The organism is Dyella japonica (genome assembly GCF_040545895.1).
Classification (GTDB): Bacteria; Pseudomonadota; Gammaproteobacteria; order Xanthomonadales; family Rhodanobacteraceae; genus Dyella; species Dyella japonica_D.
The window spans coordinates 456,999-481,297 of sequence record NZ_JBEPMU010000003.1 but is presented as its reverse complement, the minus strand read 5'-3'; the positions used below and the strand labels follow the sequence as shown (position 1 = coordinate 481,297).

General features: G+C 65.2%; 21 protein-coding genes. 10 read left to right on the top strand and 11 right to left on the bottom strand.

Features of this window, described 5'->3' with window-relative positions; all coding sequences use genetic code 11:
- The first annotated feature begins 158 nt into the window (after positions 1–158).
- The gene (locus ABIC75_RS12390) at positions 159–1,556 is read left to right on the top strand and encodes an amidase (RefSeq protein WP_354014158.1); all 1,398 of its coding nucleotides are present in this window, start codon (positions 159–161) and stop codon (positions 1,554–1,556) included.
- Positions 1,557–1,574: 18 nt separating this feature from the next.
- Entirely contained in the window at positions 1,575–2,204 is a 630-nt protein-coding gene (locus ABIC75_RS12385) for an alpha-ketoglutarate-dependent dioxygenase AlkB family protein (RefSeq protein WP_354014157.1), read from the top strand.
- Between the two features lie 5 nt (positions 2,205–2,209).
- Here the strand turns inward: ABIC75_RS12385 and ABIC75_RS12380 are convergent, their stop codons facing one another.
- From ABIC75_RS12380 to ABIC75_RS12365, 4 genes are read right to left on the bottom strand one after another with little or no spacing between them, the layout of a single operon-like run.
- Positions 2,210–2,833, bottom strand: a complete 624-nt coding sequence (locus tag ABIC75_RS12380) for an ABC-type transport auxiliary lipoprotein family protein (RefSeq protein WP_354014156.1) — start codon at positions 2,831–2,833, stop codon at positions 2,210–2,212.
- Positions 2,830–3,768, bottom strand: coding sequence for an MlaD family protein (locus ABIC75_RS12375; protein ID WP_354014155.1), 939 nt, complete (start codon positions 3,766–3,768; stop codon positions 2,830–2,832). Before ABIC75_RS12375 ends, ABIC75_RS12380 begins: the two co-directional genes overlap by 4 nt.
- Position 3,769: 1 nt before the next feature.
- The gene (locus ABIC75_RS12370; RefSeq protein ID WP_354014154.1) at positions 3,770–4,585 is read right to left on the bottom strand and encodes an ABC transporter ATP-binding protein; all 816 of its coding nucleotides are present in this window, start codon (positions 4,583–4,585) and stop codon (positions 3,770–3,772) included.
- Positions 4,582–5,715, bottom strand: coding sequence for an MlaE family ABC transporter permease (locus ABIC75_RS12365; RefSeq protein WP_354014153.1), 1,134 nt, complete (start codon positions 5,713–5,715; stop codon positions 4,582–4,584). Before ABIC75_RS12365 ends, ABIC75_RS12370 begins: the two co-directional genes overlap by 4 nt.
- 212 nt (positions 5,716–5,927) lie before the next feature.
- On the opposite strand from ABIC75_RS12365, the gene cysD reads away from it, so the two are divergent.
- The 4 genes from cysD (at position 5,928) to gcvH (ending at position 10,615) form a co-directional block, all read left to right on the top strand.
- The gene (gene cysD / locus ABIC75_RS12360) at positions 5,928–6,821 is read left to right on the top strand and encodes a sulfate adenylyltransferase subunit CysD (protein ID WP_436407916.1); all 894 of its coding nucleotides are present in this window, start codon (positions 5,928–5,930) and stop codon (positions 6,819–6,821) included.
- On the top strand, positions 6,821–8,704 hold the full coding sequence (cysN, locus tag ABIC75_RS12355; RefSeq protein ID WP_354014151.1) for a sulfate adenylyltransferase subunit CysN: 1,884 nt from the start codon (positions 6,821–6,823) through the stop codon (positions 8,702–8,704). Before cysD ends, cysN begins: the two co-directional genes overlap by 1 nt.
- A gap of 310 nt (positions 8,705–9,014) precedes the next feature.
- Positions 9,015–10,115, top strand: a complete 1,101-nt coding sequence (gcvT, locus tag ABIC75_RS12350) for a glycine cleavage system aminomethyltransferase GcvT (RefSeq protein ID WP_354014150.1) — start codon at positions 9,015–9,017, stop codon at positions 10,113–10,115.
- Between the two features lie 104 nt (positions 10,116–10,219).
- Positions 10,220–10,615 (top strand): glycine cleavage system protein GcvH, encoded by a 396-nt coding sequence (gcvH, locus tag ABIC75_RS12345; protein ID WP_354014149.1) that lies wholly within the window; start codon positions 10,220–10,222, stop codon positions 10,613–10,615.
- On the opposite strand, the gene ABIC75_RS12340 is transcribed toward gcvH, so the two are convergent.
- Positions 10,612–10,764 (bottom strand): hypothetical protein, encoded by a 153-nt coding sequence (locus ABIC75_RS12340; RefSeq protein WP_354014148.1) that lies wholly within the window; start codon positions 10,762–10,764, stop codon positions 10,612–10,614. The genes gcvH and ABIC75_RS12340 overlap by 4 nt on opposite strands.
- Before the next feature lie 474 nt (positions 10,765–11,238).
- Between ABIC75_RS12340 and metJ the strand changes: the two genes are divergently transcribed.
- Positions 11,239–11,805 (top strand): met regulon transcriptional regulator MetJ, encoded by a 567-nt coding sequence (gene metJ / locus ABIC75_RS12335; RefSeq protein ID WP_354014147.1) that lies wholly within the window; start codon positions 11,239–11,241, stop codon positions 11,803–11,805.
- A 344-nt stretch (positions 11,806–12,149) separates the two neighbouring features.
- Positions 12,150–13,193 (top strand): energy transducer TonB, encoded by a 1,044-nt coding sequence (locus tag ABIC75_RS12330; RefSeq protein ID WP_354014146.1) that lies wholly within the window; start codon positions 12,150–12,152, stop codon positions 13,191–13,193.
- A gap of 96 nt (positions 13,194–13,289) precedes the next feature.
- Here ABIC75_RS12330 and ABIC75_RS12325 read toward each other — a convergent pair whose 3' ends face one another.
- Both ABIC75_RS12325 and ABIC75_RS12320 read right to left on the bottom strand, forming a co-directional pair.
- Positions 13,290–14,597: a serine hydrolase domain-containing protein gene (locus ABIC75_RS12325; protein ID WP_354014145.1), complete on the bottom strand. Its 1,308-nt coding sequence runs from the start codon at positions 14,595–14,597 to the stop codon at positions 13,290–13,292.
- A gap of 165 nt (positions 14,598–14,762) precedes the next feature.
- The gene (locus ABIC75_RS12320) at positions 14,763–16,364 is read right to left on the bottom strand and encodes a GMC family oxidoreductase (RefSeq protein WP_354014144.1); all 1,602 of its coding nucleotides are present in this window, start codon (positions 16,362–16,364) and stop codon (positions 14,763–14,765) included.
- A gap of 75 nt (positions 16,365–16,439) precedes the next feature.
- Here ABIC75_RS12320 and ABIC75_RS12315 point away from each other — a divergent pair, with 75 nt between their 5' ends.
- The gene (locus ABIC75_RS12315) at positions 16,440–17,756 is read left to right on the top strand and encodes an NTP/NDP exchange transporter (protein WP_436407915.1); all 1,317 of its coding nucleotides are present in this window, start codon (positions 16,440–16,442) and stop codon (positions 17,754–17,756) included.
- 8 nt (positions 17,757–17,764) lie between these two features.
- Here the strand turns inward: ABIC75_RS12315 and ABIC75_RS12310 are convergent, their stop codons facing one another.
- The 3 genes from ABIC75_RS12310 to mtgA form a co-directional block, all read right to left on the bottom strand.
- Positions 17,765–18,193, bottom strand: coding sequence for a CBS domain-containing protein (locus ABIC75_RS12310; RefSeq protein ID WP_354014143.1), 429 nt, complete (start codon positions 18,191–18,193; stop codon positions 17,765–17,767).
- 106 nt (positions 18,194–18,299) lie between these two features.
- A complete protein-coding gene (locus tag ABIC75_RS12305) occupies positions 18,300–19,238 on the bottom strand; it encodes a glycosyltransferase family 2 protein (protein WP_354014142.1) in 939 nt (312 codons plus the stop codon).
- Between the two features lie 76 nt (positions 19,239–19,314).
- Positions 19,315–20,055 (bottom strand): monofunctional biosynthetic peptidoglycan transglycosylase, encoded by a 741-nt coding sequence (gene mtgA, locus ABIC75_RS12300; protein WP_354014141.1) that lies wholly within the window; start codon positions 20,053–20,055, stop codon positions 19,315–19,317.
- Positions 20,056–20,186: 131 nt separating this feature from the next.
- Here mtgA and ABIC75_RS12295 point away from each other — a divergent pair, with 131 nt between their 5' ends.
- Positions 20,187–21,086: an Hsp33 family molecular chaperone HslO gene (locus ABIC75_RS12295; RefSeq protein ID WP_354014140.1), complete on the top strand. Its 900-nt coding sequence runs from the start codon at positions 20,187–20,189 to the stop codon at positions 21,084–21,086.
- Positions 21,087–21,209: 123 nt separating this feature from the next.
- Here the strand turns inward: ABIC75_RS12295 and ABIC75_RS12290 are convergent, their stop codons facing one another.
- A complete protein-coding gene (locus tag ABIC75_RS12290; protein ID WP_436407914.1) occupies positions 21,210–24,107 on the bottom strand; it encodes an EAL domain-containing protein in 2,898 nt (965 codons plus the stop codon).
- Positions 24,108–24,299: the final 192 nt, after the last annotated feature.

The following is a 24,299-nucleotide window of genomic DNA, read 5'->3' as shown; positions in this document are numbered from 1 at the left end:
CTGATCTTGTGCGGCACGTTTACCGTTCCCGGACGTATGGAACGGCCAATCCGGCATTGTCCGGGTTCGGGCCATCGGGGGCAACGGTGGGCAAATCCTTGCAAACCCTTCATCTGCGGTAGCGATAATCCCCCCCAAAGCGACACAGGGAAGAGAGCATGAATGTGCAGCCACCGATCAGCGAACTCGATCTGCGCCGAGCCACCATGTGCCAGCTGCTGCATTGGCTGGCGGTGGAGCGCGTGCAGCCACAGGCGCTGGCTGAGACCTATCTTGAGGCCATCGAGCGCCTCAATCCGCAGCTCAATGCCTATGTGAGCCTGAGTTCAGCGATGCTGCAGGAGCAGGCGCTGGCGGCCCAGCACCGACGCCGCGACGGCGTCATCGGGCGTCTCGATGGCATTCCCATCGCACTGAAGGACAACTTCGACGTGGCCGGCTGGCCGACCAGCGCGGGTCTGGCGGGGCGGCGCAAGCCGGTGGGCGACGACGCCCACGTGGTGTCGCGCCTGCGTGCCTCCGGCGCCGTGCTGATCGGCAAGACCAACATGGACGAGGGCGCGCTGGGCGCGGTCACCGACAATCCGCATTTCGGTGCGACGCACAATCCGCATCGCCATGGCTACACCGCGGGCGGATCGTCCGGCGGTGCGGCGGCGGCGGTCGCGGCGGGGCTGGCGGTGGCGGCGGTCGGTTCGGACAGCCTTGGCTCCATCCGCATTCCTGCCAGTTATTGCGGCGTGTATGCACTCAAGCCCACGCACGGCGAGATTTCCGCGCGCGGCATGGTGCCGGCGGCGCGTCGCCTGGATACGGTGGGCCTGATCGCGCGCAGCGCGGACGATCTCACCGTGTTGCTGCAAGTGCTGGCGGGCTACGACGCCGATGACGCGCGCTCGCGTCGCCGACGCGTGGCGTTGTCGCCGCCGGATTGGGAGCCAGGCCGCCTGCGTGCGGGATTCCTGCCTGATCTGCGCGCCGTTGGCGTACATCCGGATGTGGTCGAGGTATTCGAGGCGGCGCTGGCGAAATGGCCGCGCGAACTCGGCGAGCGCCGCACGGTGGATTTCGCCGACTGGGATTTCGCCCGCACGCGTCGCGCCGGCCTGCTGCTGATGGAAGCGGAGATGCTGGGCACGTTTGCCGACGACCTCGCCAATACCGACCAGCGCGCCTCCGAACACTTCCGCCGGATGTTGAGCTACGCGGCGGGAAAGAGCGCGGCGGACTACGCCTGCGCCGATCGCGTGCTCGACGCCGCCACGCTGAAGATGCGCCGCCTGTTCGCGCAGATCGACGTGCTGGTGCTGCCCACCACGCCGCAAGGCGCGTTCCCGCTCGATGCCGCGGTGCCCGATTCGCAGGCCGATCTCACCAGCTTCGCCAGCCTGGCCGGTTGCCCGGCGGTGAACATTCCCATGGGCTATCTGCCCGATGGTATGCCGATTGGTTTGCAGCTGGTGGGCGCGCGCGGTTCGGATCTGCGCCTGCTCGAACTGGCCTCGGTATGTGCGGCCACGCTCGACGTGGAGCCTGCCTATCCCGCCATTCGTTGAAGTGGGCAGGGTCGTGGCGTGAGCCTGTTCGATCTGACAACGTCCGGTGGTTGGCAACCGTTGCCGCTGCCGGGCGGCGAGCTGTCGCTGTGGCCGCAATGGCTGGGCAGCGATGAAGCCGATGCGCTGTTCGATGAATTGCGCGCGACGATTCCGTGGGAAGTGCACCGCATCCGCATCTTCGGACGCGAGGTGGATTCGCCGCGCCTGAGTTGCTGGGTCGGCGACGAGGACGCCATGTATGTCTACTCACAAACGCGCTTCGACCCGCGCCCATGGACACCGACCCTGAGCGCCCTGCGCGATCGCGTGGCAAATGTGTGTGACGCGCGGTTCAACAGCGTGCTTGCCAATCTCTATCGCGATGGTCGCGACTCCATGGGCTGGCACAGCGACAACGAACCCGAGCTGGGCGGGCAGCCCGTGATCGCCTCATTGAGCCTCGGTGCGGTCAGGCGCTTTCGCCTCAAGCCGCGTGGTGACGCAGGGCGCAGCGACACGCATGTGATCGAACTCGGCCACGGCAGCCTGTTGCGCATGGCAGGCGACACGCAGCAACGTTACGTGCACGACCTACCCAAGACCAGCGCGGCGGTAGGGCCGCGCATCAACCTCACCTTCCGCTGGGTGGATGCCTCGCGACGCTAAGCGTTTCAGTTCGTGCGCATGTCGTGGCCGTCGAGCGGCTGCTGCAGTGTCCAGCTCACGACTTGCGCGGCCAGCGCATCGCTGGCCTGCCCGAACGCGGCGACGACTTGCGGTACGGTCGTGCCGCCCACCGGCTGGGTGACATCGAACCGGCGCGTGGCCACGATGCGCAGTCCGCTGTTCTTCACCAGGCGCGCGTCGAAGCGGATCACCACCACGGGTTGCCCGTTCTCATACACCGACTGAAACGAGCGCAGGTCGCCGGCGAGCGAGTAGTCCGCCTGCAGGCTGGTCTCGTCGCTGCTCAGGCCGGCGACGCGCCCGTTGTCGCGAAACGCATCCATGAGGCGGTTGCGCAGCAAGGTGGTGGCGTTGTCGGCCCAGCGTGCGCCCTGGTAGACGCTCACCACGTTGCCCTGCGGCAACACGGCGATGCGCGAGCTGTCGATCATCCGCTCGGCGTTGGGCGTGTCCACGCGCAAGGTCCAGTTCACCGCAGGCGCGTTGTCGCGTTGCAGCGGCGTGGACGGGAGGCGGTAGACGTCCGGCGACTCCGCCTTGGGAAGCACGGAACAGGCGGCGAGCAACGCGATGGCTGCACAGGCAGTAAGGCGAAAGCGCAACCTCATGGTACGAACTCCTTGCTGCGGTCACGGCCGAGCAGGAAGCCCGCCGGGTTGTCGTCGAGGCGGCGCGATACGCCGCGCAGCGAGCCGGCCGCATCGCGCAGTTCGCGCACGGCCGGTCCCAATTCACTGAAGCCCTGCAGGCCACCGTTGATGGCGGCGCGGTTGTCGCTGAGCAGGCGGTCGATGTCCGCGGCGGAACGGTCCAGCGATGCCATGGCGTTGCGCGCGCTGTCCAGGGCGGCGCGTGCCTGGTTGTCGACCAGGCCGTTGGCGTTGCGCACCAACGCATTGGTCTGCGTCAGCGTTTCATTGGCCTGCTTGCTCGCCTGCGCCAACTGCTGGAGCAGCTGATGGATGTCCTCGCGCTGATCGGCCACGGTGCCGGTGATCTGGTCCAGATGCTGCAGCGTGCGGCTGATGCGCTCGGTGTTCTCTTGGGAGAGCAGCATGTTCGCGCGCGCCACCACTTCGTTGATGTTGGTCACCAGGTCCTCGCCGTTGGCAAGGATCTGGCTGAGCGGGGAAGGGTCGGCCACGATCACCGGCAACTGGTCGTCCTTCGATTGCAGCGGCGGACTATTCGGCGAACCGCCGCTGAGCTGGATGATGGAAAGGCCCGTCACGCCCGTCAGGGTGAGCTTGGCATGCGTGTCCTGCTTCACCGGAACGTCCCCGCCAAGACGGATGCGCGCCAGCACCTTGCGCGGGTCCTGCGGGTCGAGCTTGAGCTGAGTGACAGAGCCGACCTTGATGCCGTTGTATTGCACCGCGCTGCCCTGCGAGAGGCCGTTGACCGCCTCGTTGAACACCACCTGGTAATCCGTGAACTGCCGGTCCGAGCTGGACTTGGCCAGCCACAGCGCAAACAGCAGTGCGGCGGCCACCACGATTACCGTGAACAGGCCTATGAGTACGTGATGGGCGCGTGTTTCCATGCTACTTCACCTCGGGATTTGAATCGCGTTCGTGTGCCTCTTCGGCGGCGCGGCCACGCGGGCCGTGGAAGTACGCCTGCACCCACGGGTCGGGGCACCGCGCCACTTCATCCAGCGGACCGACGACCAGCACCTTCTTCTGCGAGAGCACGGCCACGCGATCGCAGATGGTGTAGAGCGTGTCCAGGTCGTGCGTGACCAGGAACACGGTCAGGCCCAGCGCATCGCGCAGAGTGAGAATCAACTGGTCGAAGGCCGCCGCGCTGATCGGGTCCAGGCCGGCGGTCGGTTCGTCCAGGAACAGGATTTCCGGATCGAGTGCCAGCGCACGTGCAAGAGCGGCGCGCTTCACCATGCCGCCGGAAAGTTCGGACGGATACTTGGTTTCCGTGCCCATCGGCAAGCCAGCAAGCGCCAGCTTCACGCCGCCCAGTTGCTGCGCGTCGGGACGCGTGAGGCCGGCGTGTTCGATCAGTGGCATCGCCACGTTCTCCACGATGTTGAGCGAGGAAAACAGGGCTCCGTTCTGGAACAGCACGCCGAAGCGTCGTTCCACGCGCGAGCGCTGGTCGGGCGAAAGACTGAGCAGGTCCTGACCGAACACGTGGACGTGGCCGGAGGTGGGGCGCTGCAATCCCACGATGCTGCGCAGGAGCACCGACTTGCCTGTGCCCGAGCCGCCGACCACGCCAAGGATTTCGCCGCGCCGCACGTCCAGGTTCAGGTGCTCGTGCACGATCTGCGCGCCAAAGCGGTTCACCAGGTTGCGAACCTCGATCACGTTCTCGGCGGTTTGCGGTTTCGCGACGGCGTTCACCAGCCCATCTCCATATAGAAGAGGGCAGCCAGCGCATCGATCAGGATCACCACGAAGATCGACTGCACCACGCTGGAGGTGGTGTGTTCGCCCACCGATTCGGCGCTGCCGCTCACCTTGAAGCCTTCGAGGCAGCCGATGACCGCGATGAGAAACGCGAACACCGGCGCCTTGGCGATGCCGACCAGGAAGTGGCGCACTCCGATATCCGACTTGACCAGGTTGATGAACATGATCGGTGGGATGTCGAGGACCATGGCGCAGACGAGCCCGCCGCCGATCAGCCCGGCGATCATCGCCAGGAAGGCGAGCATGGGCAGCGAGGCGAGCATGGCCAACACGCGCGGCAACACCAGCAGCTCCATGGGATCGAGGCCGAGCGCGCGGATCGCGTCGATCTCCTCGTTCGCCTTCATCGAGCCGATCTGGGCGGTGAAGGCGCTGGCGGTGCGGCCGGCCATCAGGATCGCGGTGAGCAGCACGGCGAACTCGCGCAGGAACGAGAACGCCACAAGGTCCACCGTATAGATGGTGGCGCCGAAGTCCGCGAGCACGGTCGAACCGAGGAACGCCACCACCGCGCCCACCATGAAGGTGAGCAGCACCACGATGGGCACGGCATCCAGGCCGGTCTGCTCCACGTGCGACACCAGGGAGGTGACGCGCCAGCGACGCGGGTGCCAGATTGTCTGGGCCAGCGTCTGCAGCGTGAGGCCGATGAAGCCGAGCAATTGCACCTGCTGGTGCCACACGGTTTCCATGGCCGCGCCGATGCGCGCCAGCACTTCGCTCGCGGTGTTGTGGCGGCGCCTGGACTTGCGCTCGACGTAGCCGGCCATCGCCTTGCCCACCGTTTGCAACAACGCGCGCTGGGCGGCGGGCAGGGTGGGATCGTCAGTGGCCAGGTCGCTCAGGCGCGACGCCCCGAGCAGGCCGGCCAGCAGCGCGGCGCCCGCAGTATCCAGAGCACCCAACGCGCTCAGGTCGATGGGGGTGTTCGTGTGCAGGCGGTGCTTGAGCGAGTCGACCGCACGCTCCAGCGTGGCGTAGTGGGCGAGGGTCCAGTCGCCGGCCACGCGCAGGCGCGGCGGCGTGGCGGTGGCATCGAGTTGTGCGCTTCCTGTCGCCATCGATGGACTCATGGGGCACGATCTTAGTGGAGTGTGGCGCAGATCAGGTGACGAAACGATGGGGAGTCATCGCACGGAGCGTTGGCACGTTTCCTTGCCATTCGCTGTCGCCGACGCTGTCGCAGCGGCCATTTTCCGTTAGATTCACCCATCGACCGCGCGCCGAACGGCGCTTTCGGGCCCAGGAACCAGTGACGCCACGCATGCCTTCCATGTCCCATCTGGACGCTCTCGAAGCCGAGAGCATCCACATCTTTCGCGAAACGGCGGCGGCTTTCGAGCGCCCCGTGATGTTGTATTCCATCGGCAAGGACTCCTCCGTCCTGCTGCACCTGTTGCGCAAGGCGTTCTATCCCGCCCGGCCGCCGATGCCACTGCTGCACGTGGACACCACCTGGAAGTTCCGCGAGATGATCGCCTTCCGCGACCAGGTGGCCGCCGCCGGTGACGTCGAAGTGCTGGTGCATATCAATGAAGACGGCGTGCGCCAGGGCATCTCGCCGCTCACGCATGGCTCGGCCGTGCATACCGATGTGATGAAGACCGTCGCGCTCAAGCAGGCGCTGGACAAGTACGGCTTCGATGCCGCCATCGGTGGCGCGCGTCGCGACGAGGAGAAATCCCGCGCCAAGGAACGCGTGTTCTCCTTCCGCAACGCACAGCATCGCTGGGACCCCAAGCAGCAGCGGCCCGAGCTGTGGCACACCTTCAATACCCGCATCCACAAGGGCGAGAGCGTGCGCGTGTTCCCGCTGTCCAACTGGACCGAGATGGACGTGTGGCACTACATCCGCCGCGAGAACATTCCCGTGGTCCCGTTGTACTTCGCCAAGCCGCGGCCGGTGGTGGCGCGCGACGGTGCGCTGATCATGGTCGATGACGAGCGCTTCACGCTGCGTGATGGCGAAACGGTCCAGATGCGCGACGTGCGATTCCGTACCTTGGGCTGCTATCCGCTCACCGGCGCCGTGGAGTCCTCGGCCGATACGCTGGACAAGATCATCGACGAGATGGCGGCCTCCCGCACGTCGGAACGCCAGGGTCGCGTGATCGACAACGACGGCAACGCCTCGATGGAGCGCAAGAAGCAGGAGGGCTACTTCTGATGGCCACGCTCGACGCCACCTCCATGCTTTCCGCGGACACCCACCTGCTGCGCTTCATCACCTGCGGCAGCGTGGACGACGGCAAGAGCACCCTGCTCGGCCGACTGCTCTATGACGCCGGCATGGTGCCGGAAGACCAGCTCGCCGCACTCGCCCGCGACAGCCGCAAGCTGCATGCCGACGCACCGGACGCGCTCGATTTCGCCCTGCTCACCGATGGCCTTGATGCCGAGCGCCAGCAGGGCATCACCATCGACGTGGCCTACCGCTACTTCCACACGCCGCGCCGCAGCTTCATCGTGGCCGACTGTCCCGGCCACGAGCAGTACACCCGCAACATGGCCACCGGCGCATCGAACGCGCAGCTGGCGGTGGTGCTGGTCGATGCGCGCAAGGGGCTGCTGCCGCAGACGCGACGCCACAGTTACATCTGTGCCCTGATGGGCATACGCCAGGTGGTGCTGGCGGTGAACAAGATGGACCTGGTGGATTGCCGCGAGGACGTCTACGCCGCCATCGCCCACGAGTACCGCGAACTTGCCACGCAGCTCGGCATCACCAGCGTGCATTGCCTGCCCGTAGTGGCGCCCGGTGGCGACAACGTGGGTCATCGCTCCACGCGCATGCCTTGGTATGAGGGGCCGACGCTGCTGGAACTGCTGGAGTCCGCCGACACTGCAGCCACGCAGGGCGGGGACTTCCGCATGCCGGTGCAGTGGGTCAACCGTCCCGACGCATCGTTCCGCGGTTATGCCGGCACAGTCTGCGGCGGCCGGCTCGCGGTGGGCGACGAGATCGTGGTGCAGCCCGCCATGCGGCGAGCGCGCGTGGAACGCATCGTCACCGCCGATGGCGACTTGCCCGAAGCCGTGGCCGGCCAGGCGGTGACGCTCACGTTCGATCGCGAGATCGACGCCAGCCGCGGCGACGTGATCGCCGACGCCGCTCGCCCCGCGCCGGTGGCCGACCAGTTCGCCGCCCATGTGCTGTGGATGGGCGACGAAGCCCTGCTGCCCAACCGCGCCTATTGGCTGAAGATCGGCGCGCACACGGTCAATGCACGCATCACCTCGATCAAGCACAAGGTCGACGTGAACACGCAGGCCGAACTGGCTGCCCGCCGCCTCGACCTCAACGAGGTGGGCTACTGCAACATCGACCTCGACCACGCGATCGCCTTCGAGTCGTACGAGACCAACCGCACGCTGGGCGGTTTCATCCTGATTGATCGCACCACCAATGCCACGGTCGGCTGCGGCATGCTGGACTTCGCGCTGCGTCGCGCCTCCAACGTGCACTGGCAGCACACCGACCTGGACAAGCAAGTGCGCAGCGCCAGCAAGGGCCAGCAGGCGCGCTGCCTGTGGTTCACCGGTTTGTCCGGCGCCGGCAAGTCGACCATCGCCAACCTGGTGGAACGTCGCCTGCATTCGCTCGGTTACCACACCTATATGTTGGACGGCGACAATCTGCGCCATGGTCTCAACAAGGACCTGGGCTTCACCGCCGAGGCGCGCGTGGAGAACGTGCGCCGCGTGGCCGAGGTGGCGCACCTGATGGTGGATGCCGGCCTGATCGTGCTGGTCTGCGTCATCTCGCCGTTCCAGAGCGAGCGTAGGTTCGCGCGTGGGCTGTTCGACGAGGGCGAGTTCCTCGAGGTGTTCGTCGATACCACACTGGAAGAATGCGAGCGCCGCGATCCCAAGGGGCTCTACCGCAAGGCCCGCGCCGGCGAGATCTTCAACTTCACCGGCATCGACTCGCCTTATGAGGCACCCGAGCAGGCGGAGCTGCACCTGCTCACCGCCGGCCTGCGTGCCGAGCAGCTGGCGGAGCAGGTGGTCGAACAACTGCTTGCAGGGCTGGGGCACACGCCGCGCTGAAAACAGGCGCGGCCTCTTACGCTCGTCATTCCGGCGCAGGCCGGAATCCAGTAGAGGCATGGCTGGATGTTCGCGTCACGGCAGCCTGCGCTGGAGGTGACGGCGACGATCCAACGCATCGTGACTGGATTCCGGCCTGCGCCGGAATGACGAATGGGAAAGGCCGTGGCTCGTCGTTGACGGTGCTCCCTTCAATGCTGCGCTGCACGACACCGCGATACGCCAACGCACGGTGAGCCCGCGATCGCACTCGCTTGGAATGTATCCACACCCCCGGCGATAATGCCTCTTTCCCCAGAGCACCCCTGCGATGACCGAGAAGACCGTACTCAACGACACCCATCGTGCGCTCGGCGCGCGCATGGTCGATTTCGGCGGCTGGGACATGCCGATCAACTACGGCTCGCAGATCGAGGAACATCACGTCGTGCGCCGCGATGCCGGCATGTTCGACGTCTCGCACATGACGGTGGTGGACCTTCACGGCGCGCGCACGCGCGAGTTCCTGCGTCACCTGCTGGCCAACAGCGTCGACAAGCTGAAGGTGCAGGGCAAGGCGCTGTACACCTGCATGCTCAACGAGCAGGGCGGCGTGATCGACGACCTGATCGTCTATTTCCTCGGCGAGGAGTTCTTCCGCCTGGTGGTGAACGCCGCCACCCGCGAGAAGGATCTGGCATGGATCGAAACGCAGGCCAGGGCGTTCGACGTGGAGGTCAAGGAACGTCCGGACTTCGCCATGATCGCGGTGCAGGGCCCCAACGCCCGCGCCAAGGTCATCGGCCTGCTGGCCGACGTGGATCACGAGCGCATGAAGAAGCTCGGCAAGTTTGCCGCGGCCGCCGCGCAGGGTCCGCACGGCATGCCGTTGTTCGTGGCGCGCACCGGCTACACCGGTGAGGACGGTTTCGAAATCATCGTGCCGCAGGAGCACGCCGTGGCGCTGTGGCAGGCACTCGCTGCCGCGGGCGTTGCGCCGGCCGGCCTGGGCGCGCGTGACACGCTGCGCCTGGAGGCGGGCATGAACCTCTACGGCCAGGACATGGACGACACCGTGTCGCCGTGGGAAGCCAACCTCGGCTGGACCATCGCGATGGACGAAGGCCGCGACTTCATCGGCCGCAAGGCGCTCGAAGCGCAGAAGGCATCGGGTGTAAAGCGCGTGATGGTCGGCCTGGTGCTCGACGACAAGGGCGTGCTGCGTCACGGGCAGAAGGTACTCACCGCGCAGGGTGAGGGCGAGATCCTTTCGGGCAGTTTCGCGCCGACGCTCAACAAGGCGGTGGCCCTGGCGCGCATCCCGGCCGGCGAGCCGGGCGACGTGCGCGTGGACATCCGCGGCAAGGAAGTGCCGGTGCGCGTGGTGAAGTATCCCTTCGTGCGTGACGGCCAGCCCTGCGAAGGCATCTGACATCAGTCATCCCTGCAAGACGGGCACGGCCCGTTTTGCCCATCGGGTGAAGCGGCTAGAATTGGCGCTCCACCCACGACCCACATCAACGACTGGATCCGATCATGAGCGAGATTCCCGGCGATCTGAAATTCCTCAAGTCCCACGAGTGGGCCCGCGTCGAAGACGATGGCCTGGTTCGCGTGGGTATCTCCGACCATGCCCAGGGCCAGCTTGGTGACCTGGTGTACGTCGAGCTGCCGGAGATCGGCGCGAGCGTGCAGGCCGGTCACGGCGTGGCCGTGGTCGAGTCGGTCAAGGCCGCTTCGGACATCTACAGCCCGGTCTCCGGCGAGATCGTCGCGGTCAACGAAGCCCTCAATGACAAGCCCGAAACCATCAACGAAGATGCCTTCGGCGACGGCTGGATCTTCCTGGTTCGCGCCAGCGATCGCGCCGAACTCAACGAGCTGCTCGACGCCGACGCCTACGCCGAACTGGTCGAGAACGAAGACCACTAAGCCCCGCGTTCGATGCTTTGCCCGAAGCCGGCCGCCTCAAGCGGCCGGCTTCTTTTTGCGTCGCGGCCGCTGCGTTTTTCGATACGCGAAGGAGCGATTCGCAGGGTGATCGACGCGCCGTTTTTTGCGTTGCAGTTCTCGCCGTCCATGCCGATAGATGTCCAAGTCGGCGTTCCGGAAAGTGGGGGCCGAGTCGCGAGTGGACCCTCTTCGACGCCTTCGAGCGCGTCCGAAGAGGTCCGGAGCGACCTTCCGGCGGGGTGCCCGAAAAATAAATTCAGTCGCCTTTCGTTCATCCTGGAGGGCATGGTCGGACGGGGTCCGGCATGTCCTTGATGTGTCTCGACTTGTGAGACGCACACGCTCATAGCTGATGTGCACGGAAAACGCAAAATGGCTTGTTTTAAGCGGTTTTGTCGATATCGAGGTAATCAAAATGGCATTTACATCTGGATGTATGGACGTCCAAAAGAAAATGCCTTCAAACCCCTGTAATGCCTTGTGGGACGGGGGTTTGAACCCTCCCCGAGGTGGATGAAACGGATTGATTTCATGGTTAAAATCAATTGACAGTTGAAATCTTCAGGAATAGCTTTCGCATCGGAACACGGAGAACGGGTGCCATGGCAACATCGAAATTCATCAAGCCTTATGTCGATCATGGAGAAAAGGCCGGCGCAGTACGCAAGATCACGGTCTCGATTCCACTGCACGTCCTGAGGCCCTTGTCTGACGAACGCACCCGTCGTCAGGTGAACAATTTAAGGCACGCCACCAATAGCGATCTGCTCGTGGAGGCGTTCCTACATGCTTTTACTGGGCAACCACTGCCAACTGATGAGGAGCTGAGACGAACTATGGCCACTGCCAAGAAAGCCACTGCAAAGAAGTCGGCCGCCAAAAAGGCGACCAAGAAGACCGCCGTGAAGAAGGCCGCCGCGAAGAAGCCGGTCGCCCGCAAGCCGGCCGCCAAGAAGGCTGCCAAGAAGGTTGCACGCAAGGCCGTCGCTAAGAAGCGCCCGGCCGCTGCCAAGAAGGCTGCTGCTAAGAAGGTCGCGACCAAGAAGGTTGCGAAGAAGGCTGTTGCCAAGAAGCGCACCGTGAAGAAGGCTGCCGCTGCCAAGGTCGTCAAGGCGACCAAGGCTGCGAAGGCCCCCAAGGCTGCAAAGGCCCCCAAGGCCAAGAAGTAAGCTTCAAGCTTTACTCTTAATAACAAGCAAGAACGACTTTTCTCCCCGCGGTGCCCAGCGCGGGGAGAGTCCTTCGAAAGAGCGACTCGTCCCGGCCCATGCCGGGACGCTTCGTTTCTGGGGTAGGAAAATTTCCTAGCGTCGACGGCTCGACGTCAGCGATACACGACGAAGGCCAAAGCGATGCGATGTGCGGCTAGTCGCCGACACGACGACCGATTTGCCGTAGTGCTGCATTACGGTTACCTTTCACACATCCGCGCCGCGGGAGCCTGGGGAGGCTGCCGCTCCTGGATTCACAGGGGGAAAAAGCGCGGGTATCTGATGCCACTCGGTGAGAGATCATGGATACCCGATATACACGTCATGCGCGTCGTTACGCGCGTGGGGCCATTCGGCCCGCTGCCATTGCCATTGTTGCTGTCGTTGCCGTACTCGCCGCAGCATCGTGGTTCCTTATCATCAAGCCGCACCAGGATCTGGTCGAAGCCGACGTCGGCGCGCACCCATCCACGCCAGTGAAGGCTGGCGAGGCGCCGCCACCGCCGGTCAATGTGGCGGCCATGAGCATGAACCAGCTGCTGTCGGAAGCCCGCAAGGCGGTGAACGAACAGCGCCTGCTTGCACCGGCCGGCAACAATGCGTTCGAGTTCTACCTGAAGGTGCTGGAGAAGCAGCCCGGCAACCCGGTGGCCACCGATGCGCTGCGCGAAACCTTCCCGGTGGGCGCAAGCGTGGCCGAGCAGGCGATCAACCAGCGCGACTTCAATGAAGCCCAGCGCCAGATCGATCTGTTGACCAAGGCCGACCCGGCGAACTACACGCTGACCATCCTGCGTTCCAAGCTCGATGCCCAGCGCAAGCTGCAGGATCGCGAGCAGCAGCTGGCGTCGGACAAGGAGAAGCAGCAGCAATTGGCGGCGCAGAAGGCGGCGACCGACAAGGCTGAAGCGGATCGTCTTGCAGTCGAAGCACAGCAGAAGGCAGTGGCCGATCAGCGTGCGGCGCAGGCTCGCGCGGCGCAGCAGCAACAGGCCGAAGCGGCTCGCCAGCAGCAGGCGTCGACCTCGACCGCAGGTACCGGCACCGGCAACGCAGCAACGGCAAGCGCGGGTGGCACGCACCCGGCGGTGTTGTTGCGCAACGTGCCGCCGCGCTATCCGACCACGGCGGTGCGCGCGAACCAGGAAGGCTGGGTGGAAGTGGCTTTCACCATCACGCCTGAGGGCACGGTGGACGACGTGAAGGTGGTGGATGCCGAACCGCGCCATGTGTTCGATCGCGCCGCGACCGAAGCGGTGAGTCGCTGGAAGTTCCAGCCGGCGACGCAGGACGGCAACCCGGTGCCGTCGCAGGACAAGCGCCGCATCGTGTTCAAGCTCAACTGACGGCAGGCTCGCCGCGTCCGCGGCGAGCCATCAACGCAAAAGCGCCGCGTGGAAACACGCGGCGCTTTTTTGTGTCGTGGACGAGGCGGGGATCGCTCAGCGCTGGTTGTCGCGCGCCGTCGTCGTGCCCTTGCTCTTCCTGCGCGTCTTGCCCTTGACCGTATTGGCAGCCGGTGCGTCGCTCTCGACGCCGGCCCAGTCCACATGCGGAAGGCCGAGCAGGCTGTCGAACACCATGGGTACCAGGCCGGCGGGCAGGGGGTCGGCGGAGTTCCACATCATCACCAGGCCCACGTGCTGCCTGGGCAGGAAGCCGATCATCGTGCGATAGCCTTCGACGGCACCCGCGTGGAAGATCATCGTCTCGCCCTCGTAGTCGAACACGCGCCAGCCCAGCGCATAGGAGGCATCCTCCAGGCGCGCACGGCGCCAGGGGGCCGAACGCATCTCGATCGGCGTGGACACTTCGGGCGCGTGCAGCGTGTTGAGCAGCGCGGGCGACAGCACGTCAGGGCGTCCACCCATCTGTGCGATCAGCCACTGTTCCATGTCCTTGAGGCTGGCGTTGACGCCGGCGGCTGGCGCCACGCGGTAGTAGGCGTCCTTGGGTTCGAACGGAATCCAGCCGTTGCTGCCCGGTCGATGCGGGTGCGCCCAGCTCTTGCTGGCTTCCAGTGCTTCGCGACCGTAGCTCGCGGTCTTCATGCCCAGCGGGAAGAAGATGTTCTTGTCGACCTGACGGGTGAAGAAGTCGCCGGTCTGCGCGTAGATCACGTCACCGATCAGGCTGAAGGCGATGTTCTGGTAGCCATAGCATTGACCGACGTCGCAGGTAAGCGAGACCTCGTCGAGCCGGCGCACCAGCTCTTCATAGGGCACGTTGTCCTCAAGCATGCTGTCGTAGGTGTTCTTGGGCAGGCCCAGTCGCTGGCCGAGGATGTCGCGCACCGTGGCCTGTTGCGCGGCGCTGTCGCTCTTGAGCTTGAAGAAGGGCAGCACGGCAGCGAGCTTGGTGTCCCACGAGAGTTTGCCGTCGTCCACCAGTACGCCGGTGAGCGCCGTGGCGAACGCCTTCGACAGCGACGCCAGCCGGAACACGGTTTCGGGCGTCACCGGTTCACGGGTGGACGCATCGGCGTAGCCGATGGTGTCCTCGAACACGACCTTGTTGTCCGCCACCACGGCAGTGGCCAGACCGGCCACGACGTTGCGCTGGTCCACGCGCTCCAGCCACTGCTGGTAGGACGCCAGCGTTTCCTTCATGCGATCGGCGGGCACGCTCTGCGGCTGCGGAGCGGGTGCAAGATTACCGTCGCTTGCCGGCGTCGCGGCATGCGCGGCGGGCAGTGTGCTGGCCCATCCCAGCGTGGCGGCGATGAGCAGTGGAAGCGTGCGAAACGTCATGCTGTTCGAGTGTGCGGGGCGTCACGGTGACGCCGGGTCGAAAAACAGCTCTGGAAAGAGCCGGGCCTTTGATCGCGCAAGCCTGGTCTATCCATGACGGCCGCCGGAGATTACCGCAGGCATCCAGGAAAATCCCCTTCCCGTATGGCGGATGGACGGGGAGTGTTACTGGGACAACGGCGCAGCGCGCTTGGTTTCGTTCAGGATCAACGCGCTGGCCCGTTCCGCGATCATGATCACCGGCGCGTTGGTGTTGCCCGTGGGCAGGCTGGGCATAACCGAGGCATCCACCACGCGCAGGTTCTCCACGCCACGTACACGCAGTTCGCTATCGAGCGGCGCGCCGGCGTCGCGGCCCATGCGGCAGGTGCCGACGGGGTGATAGATCGTCTCCGCCTTGCGGCGAATGAAGTCCGTGTACTCCGCATCGCTTGCGATGTGGCGCTCCGGGAACACGGGTGCGCCGCGAAACGGCGCGAATGCGGCCTGGGAAAGCAGCTCGCGCGATAGCCGTGCGCCTTCGATCATGCGCGCAAGATCGTGCCCCTCCGCATCGCCGAGATAATTGGCATGGATGGCGATGGGTTCCGCCGGATTCGCCGAACGCAGTCGCAACCTGCCGCGGCTGCGCGGATGCAGGTAGCACGCGTGCACCGTGTATCCGTAACCGGGCAATCGATGACGGCCATGGTCGTCGAGCAGGGCGGGTACGAAATGGAATTGCAGATCGCAGCGTTCGTCCGTGGCGAGCCGGCTGCGCACGAAGCCGCCGGCCTCGGCGATGTTTGACGTGCCAGGCCCCTCACGATGACGCAGGAAGCGCCAGCCTGCCGCCAACTCGTTGAGGTGATCGTAGGTGATCTTCTGCGTGCTGCCGTCGAGCGTGCAGATGTCCAGATGATCCTGCAGGTTCGCACCCACCTCGGGCTGGTCGGCCTGCACCGCGATGCCGTGCTCGCGCAGATGGTCGGCCGGGCCCACGCCGGAGAGCATCAGCAGCTGCGGCGTGTTCACCGCGCCGCCGGCAAGAATGATATCGCCGCCTTCGATGAGCGAGTCGCTGCCCTGCAACTGCACGCCGATGGCCCGCCCTTGGGCGATCACCACGCGCGCCGCCAGCGCGCCGGTACGCACTTCCAGGTTCGGTCGCTCCCGCGCCGGTCGCAGATAAGCGACGGCAGCGGAACAGCGTGCGCCACCGCGTTGCGTGACCTGGTACAGGCCAAAACCCTCCTGAGCGGCACCGTTGAAGTCCTCGTTGCGCGCGAAGCCGCCGCTCACGGCGCTGTCGACGAACACCTCGGACAATGGATTGCGATAACGAAGATCGCTTACGCCGAGCGGGCCGCCACTGTCGTGAAAGCTGCTCGCGCCACGCGTGTTGTCCTCGCTGTGCAGGAACCACGGCAGCACCTGTTCCCACGACCAGCGTGCGTCGCCGCTGGCTTCTGCCCAGCGATCGTAGTCACCGGGCACGCCGCGGATGTAGCACATCGCATTGATCGAACTGGAACCCCCCAGCGTCTTGCCGCGCGGCCACCACAGCGAGCGGCCGTTCAATGCCGCCTGCGGCTCGGTGCGGTAGTTCCAGTTGAGTCGACGGTTGTTGGCGAGACGCGCGATGCCTGCCGGCATGTGGATGAGTGGGTGCCAGTCCGACGGGCCCGCTTCCAACAGCAGCACGCGCCTGTTGCCATTCGCGCTCAAGCGGTTGGCGAGCACGCAGCCGGCCGAACCTGCACCCACGATGATGATGTCGTATGTCATCCCGATCCCCCGATCCTTGCCAGTGACCGTCATATCGACATGCTAGTCTGTGTAGGTCCCCCGCTGGAAACGCCGGTGAATACCCCCCGACCTGCCGCAGCGAACGAAGGCCTTGCGTCGATCCTCTCGGCAGTGGCCTTTTTCTTCGTGATGACGGCTTACTACATCATCCGGCCCGTGCGCGACCAGCTCAGCGGCGCCGTGGGCTCCCAATCGCTTCCCCTGTTCTACGCAAGCGTCTTCGGCGTGATGCTGCTGCTGACGCCGGTGTTCGGTGCGCTGGTGTCGCGTTTTCCGCGCAAGCGCCTGCTGGGCTGGAGCTACAGCTTCTTCGTGGCCTGCCTGTTTGCCTTCGTGCCGCTGTTCATGGCGCAGGATCGCATCGGCGCCCGGGCGCTGGGCGTGGGGTTCTTCATCTGGGTCAGCGTGTTCAACCTGTTCGTGGTGTCGCTGTTCTGGAGCTTCATGGCGGACATCTTCAAGAGCGTGCAGGCGCGGCGCGTTTTCCCGCTGATTGCGCTCGGCGGCATGGCGGGCGCGATCTTCGGGCCGCTGGTGACCAAGTTCCTGGTGCAGATGATCGGCGTGGCCTCGCTGCTGGTGGTGTCGGCGGCGGCATTGGTGATCGCGTTGATCCTGTTGCTGACGCTTTCGTCGCGCCACGATTGCCGCGACGAGGCGCGCAACGAAGAGCCCATCGGCGGCTCGCTATGGGCAGGCATCAAGGAGCTGTGGACGCGCCCCTTCCTGCGCTACATGGCCATCCTGATGGTGCTGGGCGATGGCATCGGCACGCTCGCCTACGCCTTGATGGCCGACTACACCAAGGCGCACCTGCCTGATCGCGTGGCGCGTACGTCGTTCTACAACGACCTGGATCTTTACGCGAACCTGCTGGGCGCCGTGCTGCAGCTCACGCTCACGCGCTGGCTGCTCGTGCGCAAGGGCGCGGGTCCGGGTCTGGTGTTGCCCTCGGTGGTGAACTTCGTGCTGCTGGTGCTGCTGGTGATCGTGGGCATCGGCAGCGTCAACCTGTTCGGCTTCATGGTGCCCATGCTCTCGATCATGCTGGTCGGCTCGCGTGGGTTCGCCTATGGCATGACCAAGCCCGCGGTCGATGCGCTATATACACGCGTGCCGCGCGAGACGCGATACAAGGGCAAGAACTTCGTGGAGACGGCCATCTGGCGTTTCGGCGACGTGCTGGTCACCAGCGGCGTCAGCGTGCTGGGCACGCTGGGCATGGCAGCGACCGGTATGGCCGGTCTCGGTGCGGGCGTTGCCGTGGTGGCCACATGGGTAGCGGCGCACGCTGGTCATTCCCCCGACCTGCTGCCGGAGCAGCAGGCGACGGACGGCACGGAGTCGCAGGCGCAAACCGCCAAGGCCTGAGCCGATGCTCAGCTGGTGATGTAGCGCTGCAGCTGTTCGATCTGCTCGGCCTGTGCGTCGATCACTTCCTTCACCAGATCGCCGATCGAAATGACGCCGACGACACGTTCGCCGGCCACCACCGGCAAATGGCGGATGCGGCTGTCGGTACATAGGCGCATGCAGTCGAACACGTCGGTGTCCGGGCCTACGGTGAGCGGCGGGCTGCTCATGATCTCCGAGACGGCGGTCTGTGCGGACGAGCGTCCCTGGAGGATCACCTTGCGTGCGTAGTCACGCTCGGAAACGATGCCCACGAGCCGTTCGTCACGCATCACCAGCAGCGCGCCGACGCGACGCTCCGCCATGTGCTTAATCGCTTCGAGTACGGGCGCGTCCGGTGCGATGCTGAAAATGTCGGTGCCCTTGCCTTCCAGCAAATGCTTGACTTGTCGCATGCTTCAACCTCCCAGGAGGCCGCCGATGGGCCGCATGGGAAGAGTCTAGCGCCGCCGCGTGGACGTGGTGTTGGCCCGATGTGAAGCGACGAGCCGGAACGTCTATTCAGCGCTTCTGACGCGCCGAACGCTGTTCCTCGATGAAATACAGCGGACGCTGTTTGCTCTCGGCGTAGTTGCGCCCCAGGTATTCGCCGATGACGCCCAGCGCCAGCAGCTGCACGCCGCCGATGAACAGGATCACCACCATCAGCGACGGGTAGCCGTGCACCGGGTCGCCGAAGAGCAGCGCCTTGCCGAAGACCCACAGGCCGAACAGGAAGGAGAGCAGCGACGAAGCAACACCGATCCAGGTGGCCAGCCGCAAGGGCGCGGTGGAGAACGAGGTGAATCCCTCGATGGCCAGCTGCAGCAGGCGCCAATAGTTCCACTTGGTCGCGCCGGCCTGGCGCGGCTCACGCAGGTAATAGACGGCCGTTTGCCGATAGCCGATCCAGGTGAACAGGCCCTTCATGAAGCGCTGCCGTTCGCGCAGCTGGCGCAGGGCGTCCAGCGCGCGGCGCGAGAGCAGGCGGAAGTCGCCGGTATCGCGGGGCACGTGGATATCGGAGACGTGTTCCATGCTGCGATAGAACAACGCGGAGGTGAAACGCTTAAAGCCGGTTTCGCCTTGGCGCGCGCTGCGCGTGGCGTAGACCACGTCATAGCCTTCGCGCCAGCGTTCGATCAGTGCGGGAATCAGCTCCGGTGGATCCTGCAGGTCGGCATCGATAACGATGGCCGCATCGGCATCCACATGATCCAGGCCGGCGGTGAGCGCTGCTTCCTTGCCGAAGTTGCGTGACAGCTTGATCGCGCCGGTGCGGCCATCGCGGGCCGCCAGCCCTTCCATCAGCTGCCAGGTGGCATCCGTGCTGCCGTCATCGACATAGAGCACGTCGCATTCGAGCGGCAGCTCGGCCAGCACGCTGGTGAGCCGGGCGTGGAAGCTCTCCAGCACGGCCGATTCGTTGTAGGCAGGTACGACGACGGTGAGGCGTGGCATGGCTGGTGCGAAGATTCCCCGGAGCGTGCGCGAATGCTAGTGCAGCGTCTCGCCCGGGGCGAGCGCATGCGTCACGTCAGCGCCGTCGTGTGTCGCGCGGTGGCGTATGGCTTTGCAGGTAGGCCGGGCCGCCCAGTTGTCCCATCTGCTGCTGGATCCAGTTGGCGCGGCCTTGCACGTAGGCCGTGGGGCGATCGGCATGGAAGCGGCGAGGGCTGGGCAGCACCGCCGCCAGGCGCGCCGCCTGGGCCGCGCTGAGCCGCGCCGGCGGCACACGGAAGAACGCATCGCTGGCCGCGCCCACACCGTAAATGCCATCGCCCAACTCGGCGATGTTCATGTAAACCTCGAGGATGCGCTGCTTGGGCCAGGTGAGCTCGATCAGTACGGTGAAATACGCTTCCAGCCCCTTGCGAACGAAGCTGCGTCCGTTCCATAGGAAAAGGTTCTTGGCGGTCTGCTGGCTGATGGTGCTCGCGCCGCGCAAGCGGCGGCCTTCGTCGGCCGCGTCCATGGCGTTCTGGATGGAATCGAAATCGAAGCCGTGGTGGAACGGGAATTTCTGGTCCTCGCCAGCCACCATCGCCAGCGGCACGTACGGCGACACCTGGGTCCACGGCACCCAGCGATGCTGCAGGTGGAAATCCTTCTCGCCGCGGACGAGTGCGCCCAGCTGGCGCTCCATCATCACCGCCGAGGTCCACGGCGGCACGAAGCGCAGCGCGACCACCACCAGCCAGCTCAGCGCCAGCCAGGAGATCATGAGCAGGACGATGCATCGAAGCAGACGGGCGGCGAACGGGCGTCGTGAAGTCATGGCGGCGCTTGGACGGAATTGGCGGCAGTATAGGAGGCCCCAGCCCATCCCCCGATAGCCCGCGCCGGCGGTCGTTGTGCCCGGATGCAGGCGCCCCCATGTAGGGGGATTGCTCTTGAGAGGTCCATTCCGTGGAAACCGTGCTAGTCGAAGATGTCCTGCATCGCTTCATGCTCGAGCGCGCCGGCGTGCGTGGCGTGCTCGTCCGTCTCGGGCCGGCCTGGCGCGAAGTTGCCGGCCGCTCGCACTATCCCGCCGCGCTGCGCTCGGTGCTCGGCCAGACCTTGGCCGCCAGCGCGCTGCTGACGGGCAACATCAAGCTCGATGGCGCGCTCTCGGTGGAACTGAAGAGCAGCGGCGGACTACGCCTGCTGTTTGCCGAGTGCACCGATCGCGGCCGCCTGCGCGGCCTGGCGCGCTGGAACGATCCGTTGCCTGAAACGCTGGATCTGGCCGCGTTGCCGGACGCCATCATGGCCATCACCATCGGCAACGCCGAGCGTGGCCAGCGTTACCAGGGCCTGGTCGATCTGCAGCATCCGGATCTCGCCTCGGCGCTGGAAAACTACTTCGGTCAGTCCGAACAGTTGCCAGCGCGTATCGTGCTGGCCGCCGATGGCGAACATGCCGTGGGCCTGATGCTGCAGAAGCTGCCGGACGAAGGCGGCCACGATGCCGTGGAGGATGAGGACGCCTGGACGCGCATCCAGCATCTCACCGCCACGCTGGGCCAGGAGGAACTGCTTTCCACGCCGCCGGAGCAGCTGCTGTATCGCCTCTATCACGAGGAATCCGTGCGCTTGTTCGATCCTCGCCCGCTGGCCTTCGGCTGCAGCTGCACGCGTGAGCGCGTGGAATCCGTGCTGCGCTCGCTGGGCCGCGATGAAGTGGAAGCCGCGCTGGATGCCCGCGAAGGCGAAATCGAGGTGATCTGCGAGTTCTGTGCGCAGCGCTACACCTTCGACCGCGTCGATGCAGAGCACTTGCTGAGCGTGACACCGGCGGCGAACGCACCGCATACGGCGCAGTAATCCAGCGGGTTGCGATGCGATGAAAAGGCCGGCTACCGAAAGGTGCCGGCCTTTTCCTTGCGCGTCATTCCGGCTTGCGCCGGAAAGACAAGATGGTGAGACGGAAGGGCGAAGCGGGAGGCTCTACGGCAACGCGAAATGATGCTCGCGCTGCAACCACACCTCGGCCATCTTCGGCGTAGCGAACAGGAAGCCCTGCCCGAAGCGGCAGCCGATGCGCAGCAACGCCTCGCGCTGGTCCTCGTCCTCGATGCCTTCGGCGATCACCTGCATCTGCAGCGAGTTGGCCAGCGCCTGGATGGCTCGCACCACGGCAGCACCGTGGCCGCCTTCGCGCGGCAATTCGACGATGAAGGAGCGGTCGATCTTCAGCGTTTCGATCGGGTACTGGTGCAGGTAGCTCAGAGACGAGTAGCCCGTGCCGAAATCGTCCAGCGCAATGCTCACGCCGTGGCCGCGCAGGTTGTCCAGCATGCGCTTCACCTGGATGGCGTTTTCCAGCAGCGCGCGCTCGGTCACCTCGATGCGCAAACAACGCGGCGGCACGTGATGCGATTCGATGAGGTCGAGCAGGCGCTTGTCCAGGTCCAGCGAACGGAAGTGCCGGCCCGACACATTGATGCTGACGAAGCCGTCGCTGCCCGCCAAGGCCTCGGCCTGGGCGCACACCTGTTCAAAGATCTGCCAGTCGATGCTTTCCGAGCAGCCGCTTTCTTCGGCCACCGCGAGGAAATCGCCGGGAGTCAGCAAGCCGCGATCCGGATGACGCCAGCGCAGCAGTGCCTCGTAGCCCACCGTGCGGCCGGTCTGCAGCGCCACGATGGGCTGGTAGAAGGGCACGAATTCGTTGCGGCTCAGCGCGCGGCGCAGGTCGCCTTCCATTTCCAGCAACGAGAGTGCTTCGCGGCGCAGGCGGTCGTCGAACACGGCGGCGCGGTGGCGGCCTTCGTCTTTGGCGCGATACATCGCGGCATCGGCGTCGCGCAGCAATTCTTCCGGGCGCTGGTAGTGCGGGCTGGGCAGGGCGATGCCAATCGAGGCCGAGGTGAAGATTTCTTTTGCGCCCAGGCGGAACGGCGTCTGCAGCTCGTCAATGATGCGCTCGGCGATAAGCATCGCCATCTTCGGATCGGTGATGCCTTCGGCCAGCACGGCGAATTCGTCGCCGCCAAGTCGCGCCACCACATCGCGTGTCTTCAGGCACGCGCGTATGCGGCCGCCCACCTGGAACAGCAGGTCGTCGCCGACCAGATGGCCGACGGAATCGTTGATGACCTTGAAGCGATCGAGGTCGATGAACAACACCGCGAACAGTTCCTGCGTGTCGCCGTGGTAGCGCTGCAAGGCCTGCTCCAGGCGTTGCAGCAACAGCGTGCGGTTGGGCAGGCCGGTCAGCGAATCGTGCAGGGTTTCGTACTTGAGGCGGCGCTCCACGCGCTCGCGCTCGGCGATCTGTTCGCGCAGGTCGCGGTTGGCCAGGGCGAGGGCCCGCGTGCGTTCGGTGACGCGGCGCTCCAGGCTCGCATAGGCCTGTTTCAGCGATTCGGTGGTGTGCTTGCGTTGCAGGGCGTTGGCGACGTGATAACCCACGAAGGTGAGCAACTCCTGGTCGCGCACGTCGTAGGTGTGCTCGGGCGAGTAGCTCTGCACGGCCAACACGCCCATGGCGCGATCGCCCCATACCAGCGGCACGCCCAGCCAGCACACCGAACGCGAACCGCGGTGCGTGATCTCGCCCATCTGCTGCAGCCGATCGAATTCCGTGGGATCGGCCAGCAGCGGCTTGGCGTGGCGCAGCACGTACTCGGTGACGCCGCGGCCATGTGCGCGCGGCAGGCGCACCGTATCGAATTCGTCGACGGAGTAAGGGAAGCTGAGGGTCTTCTGCTCTTCGTCCAGCAATGCGATGTAGAAGTTGCGGGCATAGAGCAGGCCGCCGATCACGCGATGCACGGCGGCGTAGAAGTTGTCGATGCTCTCGGAGGCATTCGCCAGCTCCGCAATGCGGAACAGCGCCGCCTGCAGCCGCTCGCCGCGCTGGCGCTGCAACACCTGCTGGCGCAGCACGCGGTTGGCCTCGCGCAGTGCGGCCGTGCGGCTGGAGACGCGGCGCTCCAGTTCCTCGTGCGCCTCGCGTCGCTCCAGCGCCGTCTGCACGTGCTTGGCGACGTAGCTGAGCAGTTCGCGGTCGTGCTCGCTGTAGTGGGTGTCTTCGCGATAGCTCTGCATCACGATGCCGCCGACGACGCGGCCGTCACGCAGCAAGGGCACGCCCAACCAGTGTTCGCACACCGGACCGAGCAGCACGAAGCGGCCCTTGAACTGTTCGGTCAGCTCCGCCACCGAGCCCATGATCGCCTGGCCGCTCTGCAGCAGGTTCCAGGTGAGGCTGTAACGCATTTCCTGCAGCGGCACCGACTCGTCGGGCGAGGGCGGTTCCTTGTCCATCGTGTCGACGTAGTACGGGAAGCGCACTGTGTCGGTGGCCGCGTCGTACAGCGCGATGTAGAAGTTCTCCGCATACATCAGGCTGCCGAGAATGGCGTGCAGCGAGTGCATCATCTCGGTCATGTTGTGCTCGGCGCCGGCCTGATCGGCAATGGCGTAGAGCGCGCGTTGCAGGCGTTCGGCGAGCGCGAGACGGGAGATGGCTTCGTAGAGTCGCGAGGTTTCCGCCAACTGGCGCAGGCGACAGGCGACCAGTCTTCCTATCCACGAGAGATTCTCTCTCGTCGGGTCCGAGATCGAGCCCGTGGGCAAGGCCAGCACGAGCGAACGCAAGCCTTGCGGATCTTCCGCCAGATCGAGCTGGGTGATCTGCTCGTTCGGTGGTTCCGTATCGCCCAGCAAGCGCCAATGGAGGCTGCCTTCGATGCCCATGTCGCGCAGCATGACCTCGCAGATCTCCGCCACGCTGGCAGCATCGCCCGCGCGGAAGAGTCGCTCCACCGCGGCATGCATGGCCACGACAGCGCTGTCCGCTGGCCAGGTGGGCGTAGTGCTGGAAGGGACCGAGGTCATCAGTCGCAGGGCGAATCCGGCATTGTCGATAGGAATGGACTATATATCGCCTCCATTCAGCTTTGTCGCCGGCTCCATGAACCGGGAACCTAATCGGTTCCCGGATGTCAAAAATTTGTGATCCAGGGCCAGCCGGGCACGGTTCACAAATTGGGAATCTGGGTGTTAGTAAAAAGTAAAATGTGATATCGT